Origin of the sequence: Streptomyces sp. ITFR-6, assembly GCF_031844725.1 — a bacterium.
Taxonomy (GTDB): domain Bacteria; phylum Actinomycetota; class Actinomycetes; order Streptomycetales; family Streptomycetaceae; genus Streptomyces.
Genome location: NZ_CP134612.1, coordinates 5729511 through 5753949, shown reverse-complemented (window position 1 = coordinate 5753949; position 24439 = coordinate 5729511). Strand labels below are relative to the sequence as shown.

Genomic DNA, 24439 nt, shown 5'->3' with positions numbered 1-24439 from the left:
CCCGGCAAGCCGCACGGCACCCCCATGCCCGCACACCCCCCGCCCCCGTCCCCCCCCCGGCTGGGTTCCCACGCCCTTCCCTCCCCCGTAAAGGAAGTCCGACATGGCGCGATGGCACATACGCACCCGTGTGCCCGTGGCGTTCGGCGCAGCCGCTCTGCTGCTGGCCGGCTGCGCCAACCCGAGCACCGGCAGTAACACCGACGATCCCACGAAGCCCGTCACGCTGAAGTTCTGGCACGGCTGGTCGGCCCCCAGCGAGGCCAAGGCGATCAACGAGAACATCGCCCGCTTCGAGAAGCTCCACCCGAACATCCACGTCGTCTCCACCGGCAACGTGAGCGACGAGACGATCAACCAGGCGCTGCGCGCGGGCGGCGGCGACGCCCCCGACGTCGTCACCTCGTTCATCACCAACAACGTCGGCCAGTACTGCTCCTCCGGCATGTGGGCGGACCTGGACCCCTTCATGAAGAAGAGCGGGATCGACAAGACGAAGGTCTTCCCGAAGACCCTGCTGGACTACACCCAGTACGAGGGCGTCCAGTGCGCGACGCCGCTGCTCGCCGACGCGTTCGGCATGTACTACAACAAGGACGCCTTCAAGGAGGCCGGGATCGCCCGGCCCCCGCACACCATGTCCGAGATGAAGGCCGACGCGGTCAAGCTGACGCGGAAGAGCAAGAACGGCTCGCTCGAACGCGCCGGGTTCATGCCGAACTTCCGGCTCTACCAGAACGCCCCCGACCGGATGTTCGCCCAGTGGGGCCCGCAGTACTTCGACGGTCAGGGCAAGGCGAGGCTCGCCGACGAGCCCAAGACCGAGCAGTTCTTCTCCACCATGCGCGGTCTGTCCGACGCGCAGGGCGGCTATCAGGCCATGGAGCGGCTCCGGGCCACCTTCGGCGACGAGATGTCGTCCCAGAACGGCTTCCTGACCGGCAAGCTCGCCATGCATCTGGACGGTGAGTGGCGTGGGCTGATGCTCAAGGAGGCCAAGGCGAAGTTCGACTGGGGCGTCGCCCCGCTGCCGGTCCCGGACGACCAGGCCGACACCTACGGGCGTGGCTACCTGACCGGAACCGTCGCCGGCATCGCGCACAGCAGCCGGCACCAGAACGCGGCCTGGGAGCTGGTGAAGTACCTGACGATCGACACCGAGCCGGTCGTCCACTTCGCCAACGCGATCCACAACGTGCCGTCCACGTTCGACGCGCTCAAGTCGCCCGACCTGGACGCCGACCCGGCCTTCCGCGCCTTCATCAAGATCGCGCAGAACCCGCACAGCCAGGCCGTCCCGCCCTCGAACAACGGCGGGCAGTACATCAACTCGTTCGGTGACTTCTCGCAGTCGGTCGAGGCCGGCAGGACCAAGGACCTGCACGGCGCGCTGAAGAAACTCGACGACCAGATCGACGCCGACAACGTCCAGTCGGAAAACTGAGGAGCCGAGTCATGGCACTTTCCCTCTCCACCTCGGCGAAGTCCGCCGGGCGGGCGACCGAACCGGCCCCCCGCAACTCCCCCCTGCGACGCAAGAAGAACCGCGAGCGGCTGCGCACCCTGGGATTCCTCTCCCCCTGGCTGGTCGGCTTCACCGTCTTCTTCGGCTACCCGCTGATCGCGACCGTCTACTTCTCGTTCATGCACTACAACCAGATCAAGGCCCCCACCTTCGTCGGGCTGCGGAACTGGAAGTACGTGCTGGACCAGATGCCGCTGTTCGGTCCGGCGCTGTGGAACACGCTGTGGCTGGTCGTCGTGATGGTCGCGCTGCGCGTGGTGTTCGGTCTCGGCGTCGGTCTGCTGATCACGAAGATCAAGTCGGGCGTGGGGCTGTTCCGTACGGCCTTCTACATCCCCTACCTGGCCCCGCCGGTCGCGGCGACCGTCTCCTTCGTCTTCCTGCTCAACCCGTCCACCGGACCGGTCAACGAGATGCTCTCGTGGATCGGGATCAGCGGCCCCAGCTGGTTCAACGACCCCAACTGGTCCAAGCCCTCGCTGGTCCTGCTCTCCCTCTGGGGCATCGGCGATCTGATGGTCATCTTCATGGCCTCGCTGCTGGACGTGCCCAAGGAGCAGTACGAGGCCGCCGAACTGGACGGCGCGGGCGCCTGGACGAAGTTCCGTTACGTCACCTGGCCCGCGATCACCCCGATCGTGCTGTTCGCCGTCGTGACCGGCGTCGTGCAGACGATGCAGTACTACACGCAGGCCCTCGTCGCGGGGAAGCTCGCCTCCGGCGTCTCCATCGGTCCCGGCACGGTGATCCAGCCCGGCTACCCGGACCACTCCACCCTGACCGTGCCCCAGCTCGTCTACTCGATGGGCTTCCAGAACTTCAACACCGGTGCCGCGTGCGTTCTCTCGCTCGTGCTCTTCGCCATTGCCATGGCCGTCACCCTTCTGCTGATGCGCAAGAGCGTCGGCCTCGTTCCGGCGGAGGACTGAGATGACCACCACTACCCTGACCAGGCCGCAGACCACCGCGCCCAGCCGCGGGGACGGCCGTGACGCGGCCAGACACCGCCGCAGGCGTGTCCTGAACTGGATCGCGGTCCACTCCGTGGCCCTCGCGCTCGCCCTCTTCTTCGTCCTGCCGTTCGTCTTCGTCTTCCTCACCTCGGTGATGAGCGACGGGCAGGCGATGAGCGGCGACCTGTGGCCGGACTCCTGGCACTGGTCGAACTACTCGGCCGTCTTCCACACCCCGGGATTCCTCGACTGGTGGCGCAACTCGCTGATGTACGCGGTGGTGGGCACCGTGTTCACGGTGTGCTCCTCGGTGCCGGTCGCCTACGCGCTGGCCAAGTTCCGCTTCCGCGGCCGGCGCACCGCGATGATCCTCGTCATCTCCACGATGATGCTGCCGCCGCAGGTCATCATCATCCCGATGTACCTGGTGTGGGCGCAGCAGTTCCACCTCTCGGGCTCGCTGTGGCCGCTGATCATCCCGATGGCGTTCGGCGACGCGTACTCGATCTTCCTGCTGCGGCAGTTCCTGCTCACCATTCCGCAGGAGTACATCGAGTCGGCGAAGGTCGACGGCTGCGGTGAGCTGCGCACCCTGCTCAAGATCGTCGTACCGATGGCCAAGCCCGGGATCGCGGCCGTGGCGCTCTTCCAGTTCTTCTACTGCTGGAACGACTACTTCGGCCCGCAGATCTACGCCGCGCAGAACCCCGGCGCCTGGACCCTGAGCTACGGCCTGGAGTCCTTCAAGAGCGCCCACGCGGTCAACTGGAACATGACCATGGCCGCGACGCTGCTCGTCATGGCGCCGGTCATCATCGTGTTCTTCTTCGCACAGAAGGCCTTCGTAGAAGGCGTCACCCTCACCGGAGTAAAGGGCTGAGAACCATGAAGCTCGCAGTAGTTGGTGGCGGGTCCACCTACACACCTGAACTGATCGACGGATTCGCACGGCTGCGGGACACCCTGCCGGTCGAGGAGCTGGTGCTCGTCGACCCGGCGGCCGACCGGCTCGAACTCGTCGGGGGCCTGGCGCGGCGGATCTTCGCCAAGCAGGGCCACCCCGGCCGGATCGTCACCACCACCGACATCGACGCGGGGGTGGCCGGCGCCGACGCGGTGCTGCTCCAGCTCCGGGTGGGCGGCCAGGCCGCCCGTGCCAAGGACGAGGCGTGGCCGCTGGAGTGCGGCTGCGTCGGCCAGGAGACCACCGGCGCCGGCGGCCTCGCCAAGGCCATGCGCACCGTCCCGGTCGTCCTGGACATCGCGGAGCGCGTCCGGCGCACCAACCCGAACGCGTGGATCATCGACTTCACCAACCCCGTCGGCATCGTGACCCGGGCGCTGCTCCAGGCCGGTCACAAGGCGGTCGGCCTGTGCAACGTGGCGATCGGCTTCCAGCGCAAGTTCGCCCGGCTGCTCGACGTGACCCCGGGTGAGGTGCACCTCGACCACGTCGGGCTGAACCACCTGACCTGGGAGACCGGGGTGCGCCTCGGCGGCCCCGGGGGCGAGAACGTGCTGCCCCGGCTGATCGCGGAGCACGGCGACGCGATCGCGGACGACCTGCACATGCCGAGGGCGATCGTGGACCGCCTGGGCGTCGTCCCCTCGTACTACCTGCGCTACTTCTACGCGCACGACGAGGTCGTGCGGGAGCTGGGCACCAAGCCCTCGCGGGCCGTCGAGGTCGCCGCGATGGAGAAGGAACTGCTCGCCATGTACGGCGACCCGGCGCTGGACGAGAAGCCCGCGCTGCTCGGAAAGCGCGGCGGCGCCTTCTACTCGGAGGCGGCCGTGGACCTGGCCGCCTCGCTGCTGGGCAGCGGCGGCTCCACCCACCAGGTGGTCAACACCTACAACAACGGGACGCTGCCGTTCCTCCCCGACGACGCGGTGATCGAGGTGCAGGCCTCGGTGGACCGAACGGGTGCGGTGCCGCTCGCCGTCGCACCGCTCGACCCGCTCTACGCCGGGCTGATCGGCAATGTGACGGCGTACGAGGACCTCGCGCTGGAGGCCGCGCTGCGCGGGGGCCGCGACCGGGTGTTCAAGGCCCTGCTCGCGCACCCCCTGATCGGCCAGTTCGAGTACGCGGAAGCACTCACGGACAAGCTGATCGCGCACAACCGGGAGCACCTCCTGTGGGCGTGAACGGTTCGGTCCTCGCGATCGACGCGGGGAACAGCAAGACCGATGTGGCACTGATCGGTGCGGACGGCACGGTGCTGTCCACGGCCCGCGGCGGCGGCTTCCAGCCACCCGTGGTCGGCATCGGCACGGCCGTCGACGCGCTCGGCTCCGCGGTGGAGCGGGCGCTGTCCTCGGCCGGCGTGGGGGCGGAGAGCGTCGCCCATGTGTCGGCCTGCCTCGCCAACGCCGATCTGCCGGTCGAGGAGGAGCAGCTGACCGAGGCCCTGGGCGAGCGCGGCTGGGGCCGCACGGTGGAGGTGCGCAACGACACCTTCGCGATCCTGCGGGCCGGGGTCGACGAGCCGCGTGGCGTGGCGGTGGTGTGCGGCGCGGGGATCAACTGCGTCGGCATGGTGCCGGACGGGCGCACCGCGCGCTTCCCCGCCATCGGCCGGATATCCGGTGACTGGGGCGGGGGTTCGGGGCTGGCTGAGGAGGCGCTGTGGTTCGCCGCGCGGGCGGCGGACGGCCGGGGCGAGCCGACCGAGCTGGCCCGTACGCTGCCCGGTCACTTCGGGCTCGGCTCGATGTACGCGCTGATAGAGGCGCTGCATCTGGGCCGGATCGCGTTCGAACGGCGGCACGAGCTGACGCCGGTGCTCTTCGCGACCGGCGCGGCCGGAGACCCGGTGGCGCGCGGCCTGGTGGACCGGCTGGCCGAGGAGGTCGTGGCGATGGCCTCGGTCGCCCTGGACCGGCTCGGGCTGCTGGACGAGCAGGCCCCGGTGGTGCTGGGCGGCAGCGTGCTGGCCGCGCGCCATCCGCAGCTGGACGGCCGGATATCCGAACTCCTCGCGGAGCGGGCCCCGAAGGCGGCGGTCCGGGTGGTCGAGGAGTCCCCGGTGCTGGGCGCGGGGCTGCTGGGCCTGGACCACACGGGTGCGGCGCCCGAGGTGCACGAGAGGCTGCGGGCGCAGTACGCCTGACGCGGTGTGACCTCGGAGGGCAGCAGGGGCGTCCCGTAGCATTCGTGCTTCGGGGCGCCCCTCTCGCGGGGAACCGATCAGCCGCCCCGAACGTGTTCCTTGTTGGGGAGACCGGTAGGACTTCGCATGATTGCGCCGTCGATCGTCTTGATCGGCGGCGTCGGCCTTGATCGAATGCTGTTGGGTGCGGTTGTCCGCGGGTCGCCGCGTTCGTGGACCGGTGCGGGATCCGGGCGTTCGTTGTATGGACGCCGTTCCCTGCGGCCATACTTCTGGCCGGGTACCAGTCCCCCGATCGGCCGGGGGGCGGGCCGCCGTCAGTGACCGAGGGGGAGGTCAAGTGACACACCCGCCGAATGTGCGGCCTGCGCCGCCGCGACGCGCGCCGGAGCGGGCGCCCGCGCCGGCTCCCGCAGCCGTGCCGCCGCAGCGCGGTGGCCGCGCGGTGGTCACGGAGCGGCTGCGCGCCGCGGCGACGACCGAACCGGGCCGGCTCCAGATCATCGGGGCGGTACTGGCCCTGCTCGTCATCGCGTTCGGGGCCGTGACGGCGTTCGAGGTCTCCGGCCGGGCAGCCTCCGCCGACGACGTGCTGACGCACAGTCAGCAGCTCAGCGCGGACGCCGCCGACATCTACCGCTCGCTGGCCGACGCCGACGCGGCCGCGGCGAGCGGATTCCTGGCCGGGCCGCAGGAGCCGAGCAAGGTCCACGAGCAGTACGTGGCGGACATCGACGAGGCCTCCCGGCTGCTGGTGAAGGCCGCGGCCAACACGGACTCCTCGACGAAGTCCGGCCACGAGATCACCACCCTCAACAAGGAACTCCCGCGCTACACCGGGCTGATCGAGCGGGCCCGCGCGAGCAACCGGCAGGGGCTGCCGCTGGGCGGCGCCTATCTCCGGTACGCGAACCAGAAGATGGCCAACGACATGCTGCCGGCCGCCGAGCGGCTGTACGCGGCGGAGACCGGCCGGCTCGGCCAGGACTACGACTCCGCGCGCACCTGGCCGTTCTTCTCGCTCGCCATCGGTGTGATCGCGCTGATCGTGCTGCTCTGGGCGCAGCGGCGCAACTTCCAGCGGACGAACCGGGTGCTCAACCAGGGCCTGCTGGCCGCGACCGCGGCTTCGCTGGTGGTCCTGCTGTGGCTGGCGGTGGGGCATTCGGTGGCCCGCTCCGATCTGTCCGACGCCAACACCCGCGGGCAGCAGTCGCTGGACGTGCTCAACCGGGCGCGCATCGACTCGCTGAAGGCGCGCGCCAACGAGACCCTCACCGTGGTCGCCCGGGGTGCGGTGCTCACCGCGGACGGGAAGAACGACAAGTACGAGACCGACTACGGCACGGGCATGAAGGCACTCGTCGCGGAGCTGGACAGGGCCGCGAAGCTCGCCGAGGACACCGGCGACACAGTGGGCGGCGAACCGGTGGCGAAGGCCATCACGGGTGTCACCGAGTGGCAGAGCCGCCACCGGACCGCCCGCAAGACCGACGACAGCGGCGACTACGACACCGCGCTGACCCAGATCATCGGGACGGCGGACTCGACGAAGGGCTCGACCGGTGAGTCGTTCAACCGCGTGGACGACGCGCTGCAGCGGGCGCTCGCCCATGAGCAGGAAGAGTTCACCCGGGCCGCGCGGGACGGGCGCGGTGCGCTGGGCGGGCTGCCGATAGGCGCGGCGGCCCTCGCCGTGCTGGGCGCGGTCGCCGCGATCGTCGGGGTCAACCGCAGGCTCTCGGAGTTCCGGTGACAGGGGGAGCGATGACAGGGAAGGACGAGCCCAGGACGGGGCCCGCGGGCCCGCTGCGCAGGCTGCGCGGCTGGGGTGGTGTGACCGCCATGGCCGTGGCCTGCGCGATGACGGCGGCGCTGACCCTGCTGCCGCTCTCCCACAGCGGCGGCGACGCCTTCGGCGAGGGGGCCTCGGGACCGGGCGCGGCACGCGCCGTGCAGGCGCGGGCCGACGACTGCACCGATCCGGACGCCAGCCTGCCGCCGTCCGTCTCCGGCGGCGCCGCCATCGACCGCATCAAGGCGCGCGGGAAGCTGATCGCGGGCGTCGACCAGAACAGCTTCCAGTGGGGGTACCGCAATCCGGAGTCCCGGGGTCTCGAAGGCTTCGACATCGATCTGGTGCGGGCCATCGCCAAGGACATCCTGGGCGACCCGGACGACGTGATCTTCCGGGCGATCCCCACCAACCAGCGGATCGCCGCCCTGGAGAACGACAAGGTAGACGTCGTCGTCCGGACGATGACGATCAACTGCGCCCGGCTCGACCAGGTCTCGTTCTCCACCGCCTACTTCCAGGCCGGGCAGCAGGTCCTGGCCCCCAAGGAATCCACGATCACGGGTTACGACTCCTCGCTGGCCGGCAAGCGGGTCTGTACCGCGGAGGGGTCCACGGCGTACGAGGCGCTGCAGAAGCAGTCGTTCGGCTCGGTGTTCAAGGACAAGCACGACGGCACCGACGCCGACGAGGACCTGCTCACCGTCCCCAACCAGCTGGACTGCCTGGTGCGGCTCCAGATGGGCGAGGTCGACGCGATCGTCACGGACAACGCCCTGGCGGCCGGCCAGGCCGCCCAGGACCCGGCCGTGGAGCTCAAGGGCGACAAGCCCTTCACCACCGAGTACTACGGCGTGGCCACGAAGAAGGGCGCGGACGATCTGGTGGCCCGGGTCAACCAGGTGCTGGTCGACTACCGGGCCGGCGGCAAGAACAGCCCGTGGATGCGGTCCTACCGCAACTGGCTGCAGGACGGTCTGCCCGGAATCACGGCACCGCCGGTGCCCAAGTACCGCAGCAACTAGGGCCTGGTCCTCGGATCAGGCGGAACCTGCCGGGCCCGTCCGGCAGGGAGAGCGGAGAGGTGATCGATGGGCGTCGCGGGCCCCTTCCCCAGCTACGCGGCCCGGCCCCCCGGCCCGGTCATGGACCGGGACGAGGCGGACCGTGCGCTGGCCCGGCTCGGCGCGGAGCACGAGGCGATCGAGACCTCGCTGCTCGCCCTCCAGGACCACGCCGGACGCCGGCTCCTGGAGGGCGCGGAGCTGACCGGTGTCACCAGGGAGCGCTGGAGCGTCACCGAGCAGTCGATCACGCTGCTGTGGAGCTATTTCGACGCCTACGCGGGGGTGCTGCACCAGGCCCGTGAGGTGCGGGCCAGGCGGCGCCACCCGAACCGGGACGACCTGACGGCCCTGACCGAACTGCTGCGCGGCGACGGCGTCACGGTGGCGCATGCCGCCGCCCGTCCCGATCCGTCGATCACCGGCCCGGCCAGGCTCTCCGAGCGGTTCACGCTGGCGGAGCTGGTCAACCGGATGAACGAGCTGTACGCCCGCTCGCTGGACATGGTCGTCGCCTCCGACTCCGTGTGGTCGGCGATGCCCGCCCGGATAGATCTGCTCGCCGCCGAACTGCGCCGCACCAGCTCGCTGGCGCACTCGGTCGGGGTGCGGCCGGGCGAGCACCCGTCGGGGGACGATCTGGAGTCGATCACCCAGGAGCTGGCCACGCTGCGGGTGCAGGTGATCTCCGATCCGCTGGCGTTCTGGCTGCCGGGGCCCGGCAGTTCGGCGCCCGGCGGCGGACGCCCCGACACCACGCGCTACGACCGGGCGGCCCGTGCGCTGGAGGAGGTGCGGCGGGAGATCGAGGCGGTGCTCGCGGTCCGGCAGGACGCCGAGCAGCGGCTGGTCCAGCTGCGCGACGTGCTCTCCCGGGCGGACCGCACACTGGCCGAGGCCCGCTCGGCGCGCGGCGAGGTGCTGGCCAAGATCGCCGCGTCCGAGGTGCCCGCGGTCAACGGCCCGCCCACCGCGCTCCAGGAGCGTCTCGCCGCCGCTTCCGAGTACCGCAGGCACGCGCAGTGGCACCGGCTCTCGCCGCTTCTGGAGACCCTGGAGCGGCAGGCGGAGGAGGAGTTGCTGCGGGCCAGGGAGCAGCTGACGGCGGTCACCGCCCCGTTGGCCGTGCGGGCGGAGCTGCGTGGCCGGCTGGACGCGTACAAGGCGAAGGTGGCCCGGCACGGACTGGCGGAGGACCCGGTCCTGATCGAGCGGTACGACGCGGCGCGCCGGATGCTGTGGAGCGCGCCCTGCGATCTGCGGGTCGCCGCCCAGGCGGTGCAGCGTTATCAGGACGCGGCGCTGGAACTGATGGGGCAGCGGCGGGCGTCGGGACCAGAAGACCGGCGGGGCCGGTGAGGCCGCTGGTGCCCGAGGGGCATCCGCCGGACCGGACGGGCCGTGGCGGGACAGGCGGTGGCGGGACGGGCAGTATCGGATCGACGTGGCCGCCGCGGCGGCGGGGCGAACAGGGGGAATGACCATGAGTACGCAGTGCCAGCGCCCCGCGTGCGAGGGCAGTTACGAGGACATGGGCGGCGGTGAGCTGTACTGCGACACCTGCGGTCTGGCGCCGGTCGTCTCCCCCACGGGTATGGTGAGTTCGCCGCCCACCGGGATCGCGGGCGGCGGGCGGGGCAGCTCCAGCTCCTCTGCACGCGGCAGTTCGCGGGCGTCGTCGAGGGCGTCCTCGCGTTCGTCGACGTCGCGGCGGTCGGTGTCGGGGCGGCTCTCGCGCGCGGTCTCCGCGAGCGGGTCCTCGCGTTCGGTCTCGGTGCGCTCCTCCGGTTCCTCGACCGGTGTCTCCGGGCGGAACCGGCTGGGTGCCGGGCTGGTGCTCGTACCGGATGTGCCGCGTCCGGATCCGCGTACCGCCGTGATGGAGAACCCGGAGGTGCCCGAGCGCAAGCGGTTCTGTTCGCGTTCGGACTGCGGGGCGCCGGTGGGCCGGGCCAGGGGCGCGCAGCCAGGGCGTACGGAGGGGTTCTGCACCAAGTGCGGCCACCCGTACTCGTTCACGCCCAAGCTCCAGGACGGCGATGTCGTGCACGGCCAGTACGAGGTCGCGGGCTGTCTGGCGCACGGCGGGCTCGGCTGGGTCTACCTCGCGGTGGACCGGGCGGTCTCCGACCGCTGGGTGGTGCTCAAGGGCCTGCTCGACACAGGTGACCAGGACGCCATGGCGGCGGCCATCTCCGAGCGCCGGTTCCTCGCCGAGATCGAGCACTCCAACATCGTCCGTATCTACAACTTCGTCGAGCACCTCGACCAGCGCACCGGTTCGCTGGACGGCTACATAGTGATGGAGTACGTGGGCGGCAAGGCCCTCAAGGAGATCGCCAACGAGCGGCGCACCCCGGCCGGGAAGCGGGATCCGCTGCCGGTCGAGCAGGCGTGCGCGTTCGGCATCGAGGCGCTGGAGGCGCTGGGGCACCTGCACAGCCGCAACCTGCTGTACTGCGACTTCAAGGTCGACAACGCGATCCAGACCGAGGACCAGCTGAAGCTGATCGACATGGGCGCGGTCCGCCGGATGGACGACGACGAGTCGGCCATCTACGGCACGGTGGGGTACCAGGCACCGGAGGTCGCGGAGGTCGGCCCGTCGGTCGCCTCCGACCTGTACACGGTCGCGCGGACGCTGGCGGTGCTCACCTTCGACTTCCAGGGCTACACGAACGTCTTCGTGGACTCGCTGCCGGACCCGGACAACATCGAGGTGTTCCGGTCGTACGAGTCGTTCTACCGGCTGCTGGTCCGGGCCACCGACCCCGATCCGGCCCGGCGGTTCGCCTCTGCCTCCGAGATGGCGGAGCAGCTGATGGGCGTGTTGCGGGAGGTGGTGTCGCTCCAGACGGGGCGCCCGCGTCCGGCGCTGTCGACGCTGTTCGGTGCGGAGATGAGGGTCACCGACACGGAGCTGTTCAGCCGTATGACGGGCGAGGTCTCCCGTCTCGGGGCGCGGAGTGCGGCGACGCGCGGTTCCGGGCGCTTCGGCCGGCGCAAGGGCGCCGGGGCGCTCCCGGCCGCGCCTGCCGCGCCGACGCAGGCCGCGGTGGCGCCGCCGGGCGGTGTCCCGGGCGCGCTGCCCGCCGGGCCGCCTCCCGGGTACGCGGCGGGCGTCGGCCCGGTGTCCTCGCCCGCCACCCATGTCAGCGGCGCCGGGCACGCCGTCGCGCCCGCCCCTCCGCAGCCGGCGGCCGCCGTTCCGGCTCCCCGGTCCCCCGCCGCGAACACCGGCGCCGGACCGGGGGCGTTCGGCCCGTCCGGCTCGGGCGGGCCCCGGCTGGCCGGGCTCGATGTGCGGGGCACGTCGCTGGCGCTGCCGGTCCCCCGGGTCGACGCGAACGACCCCAACGCGGGTTTCCTGGCCGGGCTGATGGCGTCGGCGCCCGCCGAGCTGATCGCCGCGCTGCAGTCCGTACCGGCCGCCTCGCTGGAGACCCGGCTGCGCGAGCTGCGCGCCTCCCTGGAGATGAACGACCTGGGTGCCGCGCAGGAGACGCTGGCCACCCTTGAGCTGAAGCACCCGGACGACTGGCGGGTGGTCTGGTACCGGGGCATCACCTCCCTGGTGACCGGTGACAACGAGAACGCGGCGCTCTCCTTCGACGCGGTCTACGACGCGTTTCCCGGGGAACCGGCGCCGAAGCTGGCCCTGGGCGTGTGTGCGGAGGTGCTGGGCCAGCTGGACAACGCCGCCGAGTACTACCGGCTGGTGTGGGCCACCGACCCGAGCTTCGTGAACGCGGCGTTCGGCCTGGCCCGGGTGCAGATCGCCGCCGGGGACCGGGGCGGGGCCGTCAGATCGCTGGAGTCCGTGCCGGAGGCGTCGATCCACTACACGGCGGCCCGGGTCGCGGCGGTACGGGCCCGGCTGCGCGACCGGGCCCCGCAGGAGCCGCTGATCACCGATCTGATGGCGGCCTCCGCCCAGGTCTCCGGGCTGGCCGGTCTCGGTCTGGACGCGGTGCGCCGGGAGCAGTTGTCGACCGAGGTGCTGGGGACGGCGCTCGACTGGGTACTCTCCGGGAGTCCCGCGGCCCGTCCCCCGGCCCCGCCCGCGAGCGGCGGGCAGGGGCCCGGGACGCTGCTCGGAGTCGAGTTGAACGAGCGCGGCCTGCGGTTCGGGCTCGAACGTTCGTACCGGATGCTCGCCCGGCTTGCGGAGCCCGGTGCCGAGAGGATCGAACTGGTGGAGCGGGCAAACCGTTTCCGCCCCCGAACGTGGGTGTGAAGATGTCGCAGAACGACCAGGAGGCTGCCTTGTCGAGGTGTCCCGGCTGCCAGGAGCCGCTGGAGCCGGGGGATCTGTTCTGCGGTGCGTGCGGGTACGACCTGTCGTCCGTGCCCGAACCGCCGCAGGACCACCCGACGATCGCGATGGGCACCCCGGTGGCCGCCCCCGCAGAGCCCGGTCCGGTCGCCGCGCCGGCCGCGTCCGGCGATTTCGAGCTGGCGGCGCCCGCGGCGGGAGCGGCGGCCGCCGCTGGGGGTGCGGCGCCCGATCCCCGTGCCGTCGCGGAGCCCGCCCCGACGCCACCGGCCGGCACCAAGGTGTGCGTGGCCTGCCGGGCGGGCCGGGTCGACCTCGACGGCTACTGCGAGAACTGCGGCCATGCCCAGCCCCGCGAGCGCGATCACATGGAGCAGGAGCTCGGCTCGGTCGCCGCGGTCACCGACCGCGGGCTGCGCCACCACCGCAACGAGGACTCGTTCGCGATCTCGACGACCGCGCTGCCCGACGGCACCCCGGCCGTGGTGGCGATCGTCTGCGACGGGGTGTCCTCCGCCAGCCGTCCCGACGAGGCGTCGGCCGCCGCGACGACCGCCGCCAACGAGTCGCTGCTGGAGTCGCTGCCGCGCGGAACGCATCCGCAGCAGGCGATGCACGAGGCGATCGTGGCCGCCGCCGAGTCGGTCAACCGGCTGGCCCAGGAGCCCGGCCGGGCCGCGGAGCGCGACCCGCACCGCCAGCAGAACGCCCCGGCGTGCACCCTGGTCGGCGCGATCATGGCCAACGGGCTGCTGATCGTCGGCTGGGTCGGTGACAGCCGGGTGTACTGGGTGCCGGAGGACCGGAGCAGCCCGCCGGCCCGGCTCACGGAGGACGATTCGTGGGCCGCGCAGATGGTCGCGGCCGGGCTGATGAGCGAGGCGGAGGCGTACGCGGACGAGCGGGCCCATGCCATCACCGGCTGGCTGGGCGCCGACTCCTACGAACTGGAGCCGCACACCGCCTCGTTCAAGCCGGACCGGCCGGGCACCGCGGTGATCTGCACGGACGGCCTGTGGAACTACGCCGAGTCCCCGGCCGAGATGGCCGCCGCGCTGCCCGAGGACGCGCACGAACGGCCGCTGCACGGTGCCCAGGTACTGGTGGGTCACGCGCTCGACGGCGGGGGCCACGACAACGTAACAGTGGCACTGCTGCCGTTCGCCGTACCGGCGCAAGGGGCAGGATCCGCCCGGAGCGACGGTTGAGTCCTGTTCCGTCCGCCCCTTGCCCCTCCGATGTCTTTGTCCGTAAATCTGTCTTCATCTGACACATGGAGCCTCAAGGAGCCGATCAGATGGCCAACTTCTCCAAGTCGAACGTGCCGCAGTTCTCCGTCGAGGTGTACCAGAACGAATTCCTGCCGGAGGGCGGCCGCGAGGTCAACAGCATCATCACCGTCACCTCGACCGGTGGCGGCACCACGGGCGGGGTTCCGCTGACGGGCGCCGCCCAGGCCTCCTCGCACCTGCCGGGACAGGCGCCGAGCGCCGCCGTGGTGGTCATGGTGGACTGCTCGGGTTCGATGGACTACCCGCCCACGAAGATGCGCAACGCCCGCGACGCGACGTCGGCGGCCATCGACACCCTGCGCGACGGCACCTCCTTCGCCGTGATCGGCGGTACGCACGTCGCCAAGGAGGTCTATCCGGGCGGCGGACGGCTCGCCACGGCCGGTCCGCAGACCAGGGCCCAGGCGAAGGAGGCGCTGCGCCGGCTCAGCGCGGGCGGCGGTACGGCGATCGGGACGTGGCTGCGGCTGGCCGGCCGGCTGCTGGGCGCCGCGGAGGTGAGCATCCGGCACGGCATCCTGCTGACCGACGGGCGCAACGAGCACGAGGCACCGGAGGACCTGCGGGCCGCGCTCGACGCGTGTGCGGGCCGGTTCACCTGTGACGCCCGCGGGGTCGGCACCGACTGGGAAGTGAAAGAGGTCACAGCGATCGCCTCGGCGCTGCTCGGCACCGCCGACATCGTCGCCGATCCGGCGGGACTGGCCGCGGACTTCACGCAGATGATGGAGAACGCGATGGGCAAGGAGGTCGCGGACGTCGCGCTGCGGCTCTGGACCCCGGTCGGCGTGGAGATCAAGTTCGTCAAGCAGGTCGCGCCGACGGTCGCCGAGCTGACCGACCGCCGCACGGAGGCGGGGCCGCGCGCGGGCGACTACCCCACCGGCTCCTGGGGCGACGAGTCCCGTGACTACCACGTGTGCGTGCAGGTACCGGAGGCCGGTATCGGTCAGGAGATGCTGGCGGCCCGGGTCTCGCTGATCCTTCCCGACCCCTCGGGCGGCGCGCCCCAGACCCTTTCGCAGGGGCTGGTACGGGCGGTGTGGACGGACGACATGGTGGCCTCGACGTCGATCAATCCGCAGGTCGCGCACTACACGGGTCAGGCGGAACTGGCACAAGTCATCCAGCAGGGGCTCGATGCCCGCAAGTCGGGAGACTTCGACGGCGCGACGGCCAAACTGGGCCGCGCGGTGCAGCTGGCGTCGGCGTCCGGGAACGCGGACACCGCGAAACTGCTTTCGAAGGTGGTAGACGTCGTCGACGCGGCGACAGGTACTGTGCGACTGAAGGCGAAGGTCGCGGAAGCGGACGAGATGACACTCGAAACGCGCTCCACGAAGACCGTCCGCGTCAAGAAGTAACCACATATCCGCACTGATGAGCCGCCCGGCCGGATGCGTCCGCCGGGCGGCGAAGCAAGAAAGATGACGGCCCCCTGGGCCGGACGAGGAGAGGGGGAAGCGCCGACATGCCGACCTGCCCGAACGGACACCAGTCGGGTTCCGAGGACTGGTGCGAGGTCTGCGGCCATCGCGTGGCCGGGGCCGCTGTCCCGCCGCCTCCTCCCCCGCCGCCCGCGCCCGGCTACGGATACCCGCCGAGCCCTGGCCCGGACGCGACCGCCCAGGCCGACATCTGCCCGCAGTGCCGCACCCCGAGGGAGGCGATGGCGCCGTTCTGCGAGGAGTGCCGCTGGAACTTCCTCACGAACACCGCGACCTCCTACACCCCGCTGGCCCCGCAGCACGGCGGACCGAGCGGCCCCGGCGGTCCCGGCCCCGGCGGTCCCGGGATCACCCCGCCCCAGGGCTTCCCCGGCCAGCAGCCGCCCGCACCGCCGCAGCCGCGCGACCCGTTCGAGTACCAGGGTTCGCGCCCCTCGCAGGTGAACCGGCCGGCCGAACCGCTCTCCTCCGGCCCCGGTCAGCCCGGCCCCGGTCGGCCGCCGTTCCCGGGGCAGCACGGGCAGCAGGGCCCGCCGCCTCCGCCGCCTCCGCCGCCGTTCCAGCAGGGCCCGGGTCAGGGCCCGCAGGGACAGCCCGGTCCGCAGAACCAACAGGGCTTCCCGCAGGGACAGCAGGGGTTCCCGCAGGGACAGCAGCACGCCCAGCAGCAGAGTTCCTCGCAGGGCTCGCCGCCGCCGCCCTCGTTCCAGCAGCAGAGTGCCGCTCCCGCGTTCCAGCAGACGGCTCCCCCGGTCTTCGACCCGCCCGCCCCGCCGCCCCCGCCGCAGGTCGAGCGGCCCGGCGACGACGACTGGATGCTGTCGCCGCCCGCGCAGCCCCAGGCGCCGCAGCAGCCGATGCACCAGCAGCCCTACCCCGGCCCCGGGCAGAACCAGGGCCCCGGCACGGGCCAGGACCAGGGGCCGGGGCAGGTACCCGGTCAGGGCCAGGGACCAGGTCAGGGACCGGACCAGGCGTCCACGAGCTGGGGGGCCGTCGTCGCTCCGGACCGTGACTACTTCCTGGCGATGATGCAGCGCAGCGGTCCCGAGGCCACCGGGCTCAACCTGCCCGCGTACTCCCCGGAGCAGCACCTTCCGCTGACCGGCAGCCAGATCACCATCGGCCGCCGCCGGCACAGCACGGGCGAGTCACCCGACATCGACCTGTCCGTGCCCCCGGAGGACCCGGGTGTCTCGCACCAGCACGCGGTGCTGGTGCAGCAGCCGGACAACAGCTGGGCCGTGGTCGACCAGAACTCCACCAACGGCACCACGCTCAACGGCGCGGAGGACCCGATCCAGCCCTACGTCCCCGTTCCGCTCCAGGACGGCGACCAGGTGCACGTCGGGGCGTGGACGACGATCACGATCCGCCGGGGCTGACGCTTCGGGCACGACACACGGCCGGTGAGGGACGCCCTCACCGGCCGTTGTGATCATCGGGATCCACCCGGGCCCCTGTCCCCCGGCGCGGCGTCTGCGACGATGGACAGGTGACTGAGAACCCGCGCGACACGGTGCAGGAGCTGACCTTCTACGAGCTGGTCGGCGGCGAGGAGACCTTCCGGCGCCTGGTCCACCGCTTCTACGAGGGCGTGGCCGGGGACCCGCTGCTGCGGCCGATGTACCCGGAGGAGGATCTGGGCCCGGCGGAGGAGCGCTTCACGCTGTTCCTGATCCAGTACTGGGGCGGGCCGCGCACCTACAGTGACCAGCGCGGACACCCCCGGCTGCGGATGCGGCACGTGCCGTTCCGGGTGGACCGGGCCGCGCACGACGCCTGGCTGAGCCACATGCGAGTGGCGCTCGACGAGCTCGGGCTGGCCCCGGAGCACGAGCGGCAGCTGTGGGACTACCTCACCTACGCGGCCGCCTCGATGGTGAACACCGAGGGCTGAGTCCTCCGGCCCCCACCTGTGCGGAATCCGGTACTCCGCCGCCGGATAACGGTCACTATCCCATCAAGGTGTGGCCATGGGCGGTATACCGAGGCAGGTCCACTCTGAAAGCATCCATGCAACGCCGGGGGGGGCGTGTTCATGAGATGAGGGTGGGGCAGGGTGACGGGGTTCGTTCCACTGCGGGTGAGGGCGCACCGGCTCCTCCTCGCTGCGGCCGTGCTGGCCGTGCTGCTCACCACCTCCGTCCTGGCCGCTCTCACCGCCTTCTCCGGCTCCATCGGCGACGCCGCGCCACACCCTCACCCACCGGTCCGCCGCCGACGCGTCCCTACTCATATCGGCGCAGGTCGCGCCCGAGCAGCGGGAGGCCGTCGACGCCTCGGCGCGCAAGGCCGCCCGCACCACGTTCGACGGCCTTCCGGTGACCGTACGGAAGCTGGAGGCGTCGGGCCCGTACGCGCTGCCGCGCGGTCTCCAGACCCCGGCCGCCCGGCGCGGCGATCCCGACCTCACCCACTTCGCCTCGCTCGACCTCAGCCGCGTCCGGCTCACCGGGGGCCGGATGCCCTCGGCCGGGGCGGGGAAGCCCGGAGAGCCGGTCCAGGTCGCGCTGCCGGGCACCGCCGCAAAGGCCCTCGGGCTGAAGCCGCGCGCCCGGCTGACGCTCACCGACCGGATCGGCGGCAAGCGGCAGCAGATCCTCGTCACCGGTCCCTACGAGGCCGCGGACCAGGCCGATCCGTACGGGCAGCTGGACCCGGCCGGCGGGCGCGGCGTCCGCCGGGTCGTCTTCATGACGTACGGACCGCTGCTCACCGACCCCGCGGTGCTCGGCTCGGGCCGGACCAGTTCCGGCGAGGTCTCCTATCTGGCGTCGGCCGACTTCCGTACCCTCACCACGGACCGGATGGCCGCGCTGCGCGACGCGGCGGCCGAGGGTCCCGAGCAGTTGCTCGCCGCACCCGAGCTCAAGAGCGGGGCGAGCGCCCGGACCCAGCTGCCCACCGTTCTCGACCAGATCGACCGGGGGCTGCTCGTCTCCCGCTCGACGCTGATGATCGTGGCCGTGCAGCTGGTGCTGCTGGCCGGATACACGTTGCTGCTGGTGGCCAGGCTGCTGAGCAGTGAGCGCGGCGGCGAGACGGAACTGCTGCGGGCGCGCGGCGGATCGCGCGCCCGGATCACCTCGTTCGCCGCGATCGAGGCGCTGCTGCTCGCGCTGCCCGCCGCCGTGGTCGCCCCGCTGCTCAGCGATCCGCTGACCCGGCTGCTGGCCGACCGGGGTGGCCTGTCCCGGATCGGGCTGCGGCTCGGTGGGGCCCCCACCTCCACCGTCTGGCTGGTGGCCGCCGTGACCGCGCTGGCGTGCGCGCTCGCCGTGGTGGCGCCCGCGCTCGCCGCGAGCGCCGGCGGACGCCGCTCCACCCGCGCCGCCGCCCTGCCCGCGCCGGTGCGCGCGGGCGCGGACGTCGGGCTGCTGGCGGTCGCGGGGGTGGCGTACTGGCAGCTCGACCGGCAGACCGGGGGCGGGGGCAGCGGCGCCCTCAGCGACGACCGGGCGGGCGGCCTCGGCATCGATCCGCTGCTGGTCGTCGCGCCCACCCTGGCCCTGCTCGCGGCCACCGTGGTGACGCTGCGGCTGCTGCCGCCCGCGGCCAGGCTCGCGGAGCGCCGGGCGGCCGGCGGCCGGGGGCTCGTCACGGCGCTGGCCGGCTGGCAGTTCAGCCGCCGGCCGCTGCGCGGCGCGGGTCCGGTGCTGCTGCTGGTGCTGTCGGTCGCGATGGGCATGCTGGCGATCGGCCAGAGCGCCTCGTGGGACCGTTCGCAGCAGGACCAGGCGGACTTCAGGTCCGGCGCCCCGGTCCGGATGCTGGGCGGCGTCAACGCGGATCCGGCCCGCTCGGGCGCGTACGCGCGGCTGGCGGGGGTACGGCAGGCGGCGCCCGCGTTCCGTACGTCGGTGGAGCTCTCCGGGGGCCGTACGGCCGAGGTGCTGGCCCTGGACACCGGGCACGCCGACGAGCGGATGCTGATGCGCGACGACCTCGCCGACGGGGCCACGGGCCGCCTGTTCGGCTCCCTCGCGCCCTCTCACACCACACGGGCGGGGCTGCTGCTGCCGCCCGGCAGCACCCGGCTCCGCCTCGATCTGCGCATAGCGTCCGGCCCGAAGGCGGGAAGCACCCCGCGTTCCGGCACGAGTCCGGTGGTCACCGTGCTGCTGGAGGACCGTTACGGCATCCCGTACCGGGTGGTCGCCGGTTCCGTGCCGGTGGACGGGAAGGCGCATCCGCTCTCGCTGCAGGTGGACCCGGCCGGTGAGCTGTCGGTGACCGGGTTCGAACTGGACAGCGCGCAGCCGGTCGGGCGGGACGAATCGCACCGGCTCACCGTGAGCGGGCTGCGGACGGTGACCGGGGGCGGCGCCGAACGGCCGGTCCCGGTCCCCGGCGGCCACGCTGAACGGTGTGGCCACGGACGCCTATCTGAAGGCCTCCGGTGCCAGGACCGGCCAGAGCGTGGACGTGACGCTGGCCGGTGAGACGGTCCGGGTGAAGATCGTGCGGACCGTCCACGCCCTCCCGACGACCGGTCCGGGCTCCACCGCCTCCCTGTCCGCCACCTCCCTGTCCTCCGGGCAGACGCGGGCGGCCCGGGACGGCGGCGCGCTGCTCCTCGACCTCAGGGCCGTCAGCCAGGTCTTCGCGGAGCGCCCGAACGCCGTGCTCACCGCTTCCGAGTGGTGGCTGAGCACCGCTCCCGGCCGGAGTACCGAGGTGGCGGCCGCGCTCCGGGCACGGGCCGACACCGACCCGGCGCAGGTCCAGGTACGGGACGAGGTCGCGGACGAGCTGGTGAGCGATCCGCTGGGGGCGGGTCCGCGGTCCGCGCTGCTGGCGGTGGCGGTCGTGGCGGCGGCGCTGGCCGGGGTCGGCTTCGCGGTGACGGCGGTCGGCTCGCGGCGCGAGCGGTCCGCGGAGTTCGCGGTCCTGCGGGCGCTGGGGGCGCCACGGCGGCGGCTGGCCCGCATGATCGCCGCCGAACAGGGCGTGCTGATCGCCATCGGGCTGTTGGTGGGGGCGGTCCTCGGGGCCCTGCTGACCCGGGCGGTGGTGCCGCTCGTCGTGCTGACCGGACAGGCCGCCCGGCCCGTACCCGACGTCTCTGTGCAACTGCCCGCCGGACAGGTCGCGGTGCTGCTCGCCGCCCTCGCCGCCCTGCCGGTGCTGATCGTCGCGGTCCTCGCGCTCCGGCGCACGGACCCGGCGGTCTCGCTGCGCCACCAGGGGGACAACTGACATGAGCCCGCGTCCGATGTCCTCCCGTACGACAGCGGCGTGCGCGCCATGGGTACGGACCCGGCTGCGCACCGCCCCGGGGGCGGCCTGCGCGCTCGGGCTGCTGGTGCTGCTGACGGCGTTCCTGGCGGCCGCGTTCCCACGGGCCGTCGACCGGTACGAGGGCGAGGGGCTGCGCCACGACCTCGACGCCGCCTCCCCCAGGCGCAGCGTCCTGGAGGTCAGCAGTCCGCCGCCGGGGCTCCAGCTCCCGGAGGTGGCGCGCGAGAAGGCGGTGCGGGACGAGTCGCTGGGCTCCGTGCACCGGGCGCTGCTGGCCGGGCTGCCAGGTCCGCTGCGGGCCGACAGCGGCCAGTCCGCGTACGGGCTCCGGACGACGAAGCCGATCCCCGCCACCGAGTCCTGGTTCCCCCGCCCCTACGGCATCGACCCGGAGCTGACGTACACGACGCAGTCGGGACTGCCCGACCACGCCACCCTGCGCGCGGGCAGGTGGCCGACCGTCTGCGGCAAGGTCACCGCCGCCACCAAGGAGGTGCAGGCGGCGGTCACGGAGGAGACCGCGAAGGCGCTGCGGATCAAGGTCGGCTCGGCCGTCTCCGTCCCGGCCTCCGGGGGCGGGCGGTTCACGGTACGGATCACCGGCATCGTCACCCCGCTGCACCCCGAGGCCGCCTACTGGTCGGCCGAGCAGTTGCTGCGCACCCCCTCGCTGGTGGCCAAACCGTCGAAGACCGAGCCGCGCTATTACTGGACGGCGGCGCTGCTGCTTCCTCCGGACGCGGCGCCGGCGCTGCTCACGACCACCGGGCAGCCCGAGGCGTACTGGCGGCTCATGCCGGACGTCTCGCGGCTGACCACCCTCGACACGGACCGGATCCGCTCGTCCGTGGCCTCCCTGGAGGGCGGGCCGGAGCTGCTGAAGGTGCGCGCGTCCGCCGGTGCGACCGCGACGGTGACGACCGACCTGGACGAGATCGTGAGCACGTACGAGGGGACGCGGCAGGCGATCCGCCCCGTCGTCACCGTCGCCGCCGTCGTGCTGCTGATGACGGGCGGGCTGATCGCGGGCCGGCGCCACGACGAACTCGCCCTGCTCCGGGCCCGGGGCGGCTCCCTGCGGTCCATCGGGGGCCGGCTGCTCGCCGAGACCGCGGTGACAGCCGTGCCCGCCGCCGCGCTGGGCCTGCTGCTCGCGGTGCTGGTGACCGACGGGGGGCGGCGGTGGCCCTCGGCCGCCGGGGCGACGGCGGTCGGCGCGCTGGTCTGCGCCGCGCTTCCGGTCCATACCGTGCTGCTGCACCGCAGACCGCGGCTGCACGGCGGCCGGGACGACCTGGTGAGCGTGCGGCCGTCGCGGCGGCGCACCGTCGCCGAGCTGACCCTGCTGGTGCTGGCCGTCGGCGCGGTCGTCGCCCTGCGCCGGCGCGGCACGGGTGGTGAGGGGGGCACCGACCTGCTGGTCAGCGCCGCCCCCGTGCTGGTCGCGCTGATCGCGGCGCTGATGCTCGTCCGGCTCTACCCGCTGCCGCTGCGGCTCGCGCTGCGCTCCGTGGCACGGCTGCGCGGCGCCATCGGCTTCCTGGCGCTGGCCCGCGCCGGACGCTCCTCCGCCGCCGGGACGCTGCCGCTGCTCGCGCTGCTGGTGGCGCTGACGACGGCGGCGTTCGGCGGCTCGGTCCTAGCGGGGGTCGCGGCCGCCCGGGACACCGCGGCGGTCCTCGCGACCGGCGCGGACGCCCGGATCAGCGGCGAGGCCGACTCCGCACCACTGCCGGACAGCCTGGTCCGTACGGTGTCCGGGGCGGACGGCGTACGGGAGGTGGCGCCCGTGCAGATCGAGTACGGCGTCTCGCTGCCGCCGCCCGAGCACGGCTTCGAGGACGCCCAGGGCACCACCCTGATCGGCGTCGACCCGGTCAGCTACGCCCGGCTGGCCCGGTCCACCGGCGTCGGTGCCTTCACCGCGGACCGGCTGAAGTACACCGGCCCGCCGACGCCGAAGGGCACGATGCCCGCCAAGGGCCGGGTGCTGCCGGTTCTCGCCTCGCCGTCCGTCGCCCAGCGGCTCGGGGAGCGGCCGCGCGATCTCCAGTCGCTGGCCGGGGACTTCAAGGTCCGGGTGGCGGGCACGGTGGTGCACACGCCGGCCGTCACCGACACCTCCTTCATGGTCGTCGACGCCTCGGCCCTCACCCACCGGCAGACCACCGCGCTGCTCCTCACCGGCGACCGGCTGAACGCCGAGGCACTGCGCGCGGCGGTCCACAAAGCGGGCGAGGGCCTCACCGTGCGGCTGCGCTCAGAGGCGCGCGCGGCCTACGTGGACACCCCCATGCAGGTGGGCGCGGAGCGGATCTACACGGCGGCGATCGCGGCCGGCGCGGGCTACGCCCTGCTCGCCGTGCTCCTCTCGCTGCTCCGGACCGCACCGGAGCGCACCACGCTGCTGGCCCGGCTGCGCACCATGGGCATCGGCACCCGGCAGGGCGGACGCCTGCTGGGCTACGAGGCGATGCCGCAGGCGCTGCTCGCCGCCGTGGGCGGCCTGCTCGTCGGCCGGGCCACCATCGCGCTGCTGGCACCGGGTGTCGATCTGGTGCACCTCGCGCTCGCGAGCGGGACGGGCTCCGGTCTGCTTGACGACGCACCGCTGCGGGCGGATGTGTGGTCCATGGTTCTGCCGGCACTCGGCGTGGTCGTCCTCACCGCCGCGGTGGCCGGTGTACAGGCCTGGTGGACCGGCCGCCGCGGCTCGATCACCGAACTCAGGGCAGGAGACTCCCGATGACGACTCCGTCGACCGATTCCACACTGGCGGAGCTCGAACAGCGGGCCGCCGCAGCCGCGACCGGCCCTCCTACGGGCACGACGCGCTGATCTCCTGCGACCGGCTGGTGCGCATCTTCACCACGGACGGAGTGGAGGTGCAGGCCCTCCAGGGTCTCGATCTGCTGGTCGCCGAGGGCGAGTTGCTGGCGCTGGTCGGCGCGTCCGGCAGCGGCAAGTCGACGCTGATGAACATCCTGGCGGGCCTCGACGTGCCCACGGCGGGCGCGGCGAAGGTGGCGGGCTGCGATCTGCTGTCGATGGGGCAGAAGGAGCGGCTCCGCTACCGCCGGGACGTCGTCGGGTTCGTCTGGCAGCAGACCGCCCGCAATCTCCTGCCCTACCTGACGGCGATCCAGAACGTCACGCTGCCGATGCAGCTGCGCGGCGGCGGGCGCAACCGTGAACGGGCCGCGCGCGCCGAGTCGTTGCTCGCGATGCTGGAGGTGGCGGACTGCCGTGACCGGCGCCCGAGGCAGATGTCGGGCGGCCAGCAGCAGCGGGTGGCGATCGCGGTCTCGCTGGCCAACTCCCCCTCGGTGCTGCTCGCGGACGAGCCGACCGGGGAGCTGGACTCGGCCACCGGCGAACAGGTCTTCGCCGCCTTCCGCCGCGCCAACGAGGAGCTCGGCACGACGATCGTGATCGTCACGCACGACCAGGCGGTCGCGAACGAGGTCCGCCGCACGGTCGCCATCCGGGACGGCCGCACCTCCTTCGAGGTGCTGCGCCGCACCGAGGTCGACGCGGCGACGGGCCAGGAGTCCCAGGTGGCGCGGGAGTACGCGATGCTCGACCGGGCGGGCCGGCTGCAACTGCCCGCGGACTACACGGAGTCGCTGGGCATGGAGCACCGCGTGCTGCTGGAGTTGGAGCAGGACCACATCGGGGTATGGCCGGACGCCCGCGAGCCGGAGTGAGGCGGGCCGGAGCCGTCAG

The 24439-nt window shown here is 72.7% G+C and carries 14 protein-coding genes and 2 pseudogenes; all 16 read left to right on the top strand.

The genetic code is table 11. The annotated features are described in order from the left end of the window. Nucleotides 1-103: 103 nt before the first annotated feature. Complete coding sequence (locus RLT59_RS26250) at nucleotides 104-1444, top strand: ABC transporter substrate-binding protein (RefSeq protein ID WP_311305678.1); 1341 nt, start codon at nucleotides 104-106, stop codon at nucleotides 1442-1444. A gap of 11 nt (nucleotides 1445-1455) precedes the next feature. After that, a complete protein-coding gene (locus RLT59_RS26245) occupies nucleotides 1456-2454 on the top strand; it encodes a carbohydrate ABC transporter permease (RefSeq protein WP_311305677.1) in 999 nt (332 codons plus the stop codon). Between the two features lies 1 nt (nucleotide 2455). Continuing rightward, on the top strand, nucleotides 2456-3358 hold the full coding sequence (locus RLT59_RS26240; RefSeq protein WP_311305676.1) for a carbohydrate ABC transporter permease: 903 nt from the start codon (nucleotides 2456-2458) through the stop codon (nucleotides 3356-3358). A gap of 5 nt (nucleotides 3359-3363) precedes the next feature. Beyond that, on the top strand, nucleotides 3364-4629 hold the full coding sequence (locus RLT59_RS26235) for a 6-phospho-beta-glucosidase (RefSeq protein ID WP_311305675.1): 1266 nt from the start codon (nucleotides 3364-3366) through the stop codon (nucleotides 4627-4629). After that, nucleotides 4620-5594 carry an N-acetylglucosamine kinase gene (locus tag RLT59_RS26230; RefSeq protein WP_311305674.1) on the top strand — a complete coding sequence of 325 codons (975 nt, stop codon included), beginning with the start codon at nucleotides 4620-4622 and terminating at the stop codon, nucleotides 5592-5594. The genes RLT59_RS26235 and RLT59_RS26230 overlap by 10 nt, the downstream gene beginning before the upstream one ends. A 340-nt stretch (nucleotides 5595-5934) precedes the next feature. Continuing rightward, nucleotides 5935-7350, top strand: coding sequence for a GlnX family signal transduction membrane protein (locus RLT59_RS26225; RefSeq protein ID WP_399126119.1), 1416 nt, complete (start codon nucleotides 5935-5937; stop codon nucleotides 7348-7350). 11 nt (nucleotides 7351-7361) lie between these two features. Next, entirely contained in the window at nucleotides 7362-8414 is a 1053-nt protein-coding gene (locus tag RLT59_RS26220; protein WP_399126117.1) for a glutamate ABC transporter substrate-binding protein, read from the top strand. A gap of 66 nt (nucleotides 8415-8480) precedes the next feature. Next, nucleotides 8481-9812, top strand: a complete 1332-nt coding sequence (locus RLT59_RS26215; protein ID WP_311305673.1) for a coiled-coil domain-containing protein — start codon at nucleotides 8481-8483, stop codon at nucleotides 9810-9812. Nucleotides 9813-9936: 124 nt separating this feature from the next. After that, nucleotides 9937-12690, top strand: a complete 2754-nt coding sequence (locus RLT59_RS26210) for a serine/threonine-protein kinase (protein WP_311305672.1) — start codon at nucleotides 9937-9939, stop codon at nucleotides 12688-12690. Next, the gene (locus tag RLT59_RS26205) at nucleotides 12687-13937 is read left to right on the top strand and encodes a PP2C family protein-serine/threonine phosphatase (RefSeq protein ID WP_399126977.1); all 1251 of its coding nucleotides are present in this window, start codon (nucleotides 12687-12689) and stop codon (nucleotides 13935-13937) included. The genes RLT59_RS26210 and RLT59_RS26205 overlap by 4 nt, the downstream gene beginning before the upstream one ends. An 89-nt stretch (nucleotides 13938-14026) precedes the next feature. Beyond that, nucleotides 14027-15385 carry a vWA domain-containing protein gene (locus RLT59_RS26200; protein WP_311305670.1) on the top strand — a complete coding sequence of 453 codons (1359 nt, stop codon included), beginning with the start codon at nucleotides 14027-14029 and terminating at the stop codon, nucleotides 15383-15385. A 107-nt stretch (nucleotides 15386-15492) separates the two neighbouring features. Beyond that, a complete protein-coding gene (locus RLT59_RS26195; RefSeq protein WP_311305669.1) occupies nucleotides 15493-16854 on the top strand; it encodes an FHA domain-containing protein in 1362 nt (453 codons plus the stop codon). Nucleotides 16855-16964: 110 nt separating this feature from the next. Further along, complete coding sequence (locus tag RLT59_RS26190; protein ID WP_073738979.1) at nucleotides 16965-17369, top strand: globin; 405 nt, start codon at nucleotides 16965-16967, stop codon at nucleotides 17367-17369. A 162-nt stretch (nucleotides 17370-17531) separates the two neighbouring features. Further along, nucleotides 17532-20671: pseudogene (locus RLT59_RS26185) on the top strand (FtsX-like permease family protein). A 16-nt stretch (nucleotides 20672-20687) separates the two neighbouring features. After that, complete coding sequence (locus RLT59_RS26180) at nucleotides 20688-23462, top strand: permease-like cell division protein FtsX (RefSeq protein ID WP_399126975.1); 2775 nt, start codon at nucleotides 20688-20690, stop codon at nucleotides 23460-23462. Next, a pseudogene (locus RLT59_RS26175) lies at nucleotides 23459-24420 on the top strand (ABC transporter ATP-binding protein). The gene RLT59_RS26180 and the pseudogene RLT59_RS26175 overlap by 4 nt, the downstream one beginning before the upstream one ends. Nucleotides 24421-24439: the final 19 nt, after the last annotated feature.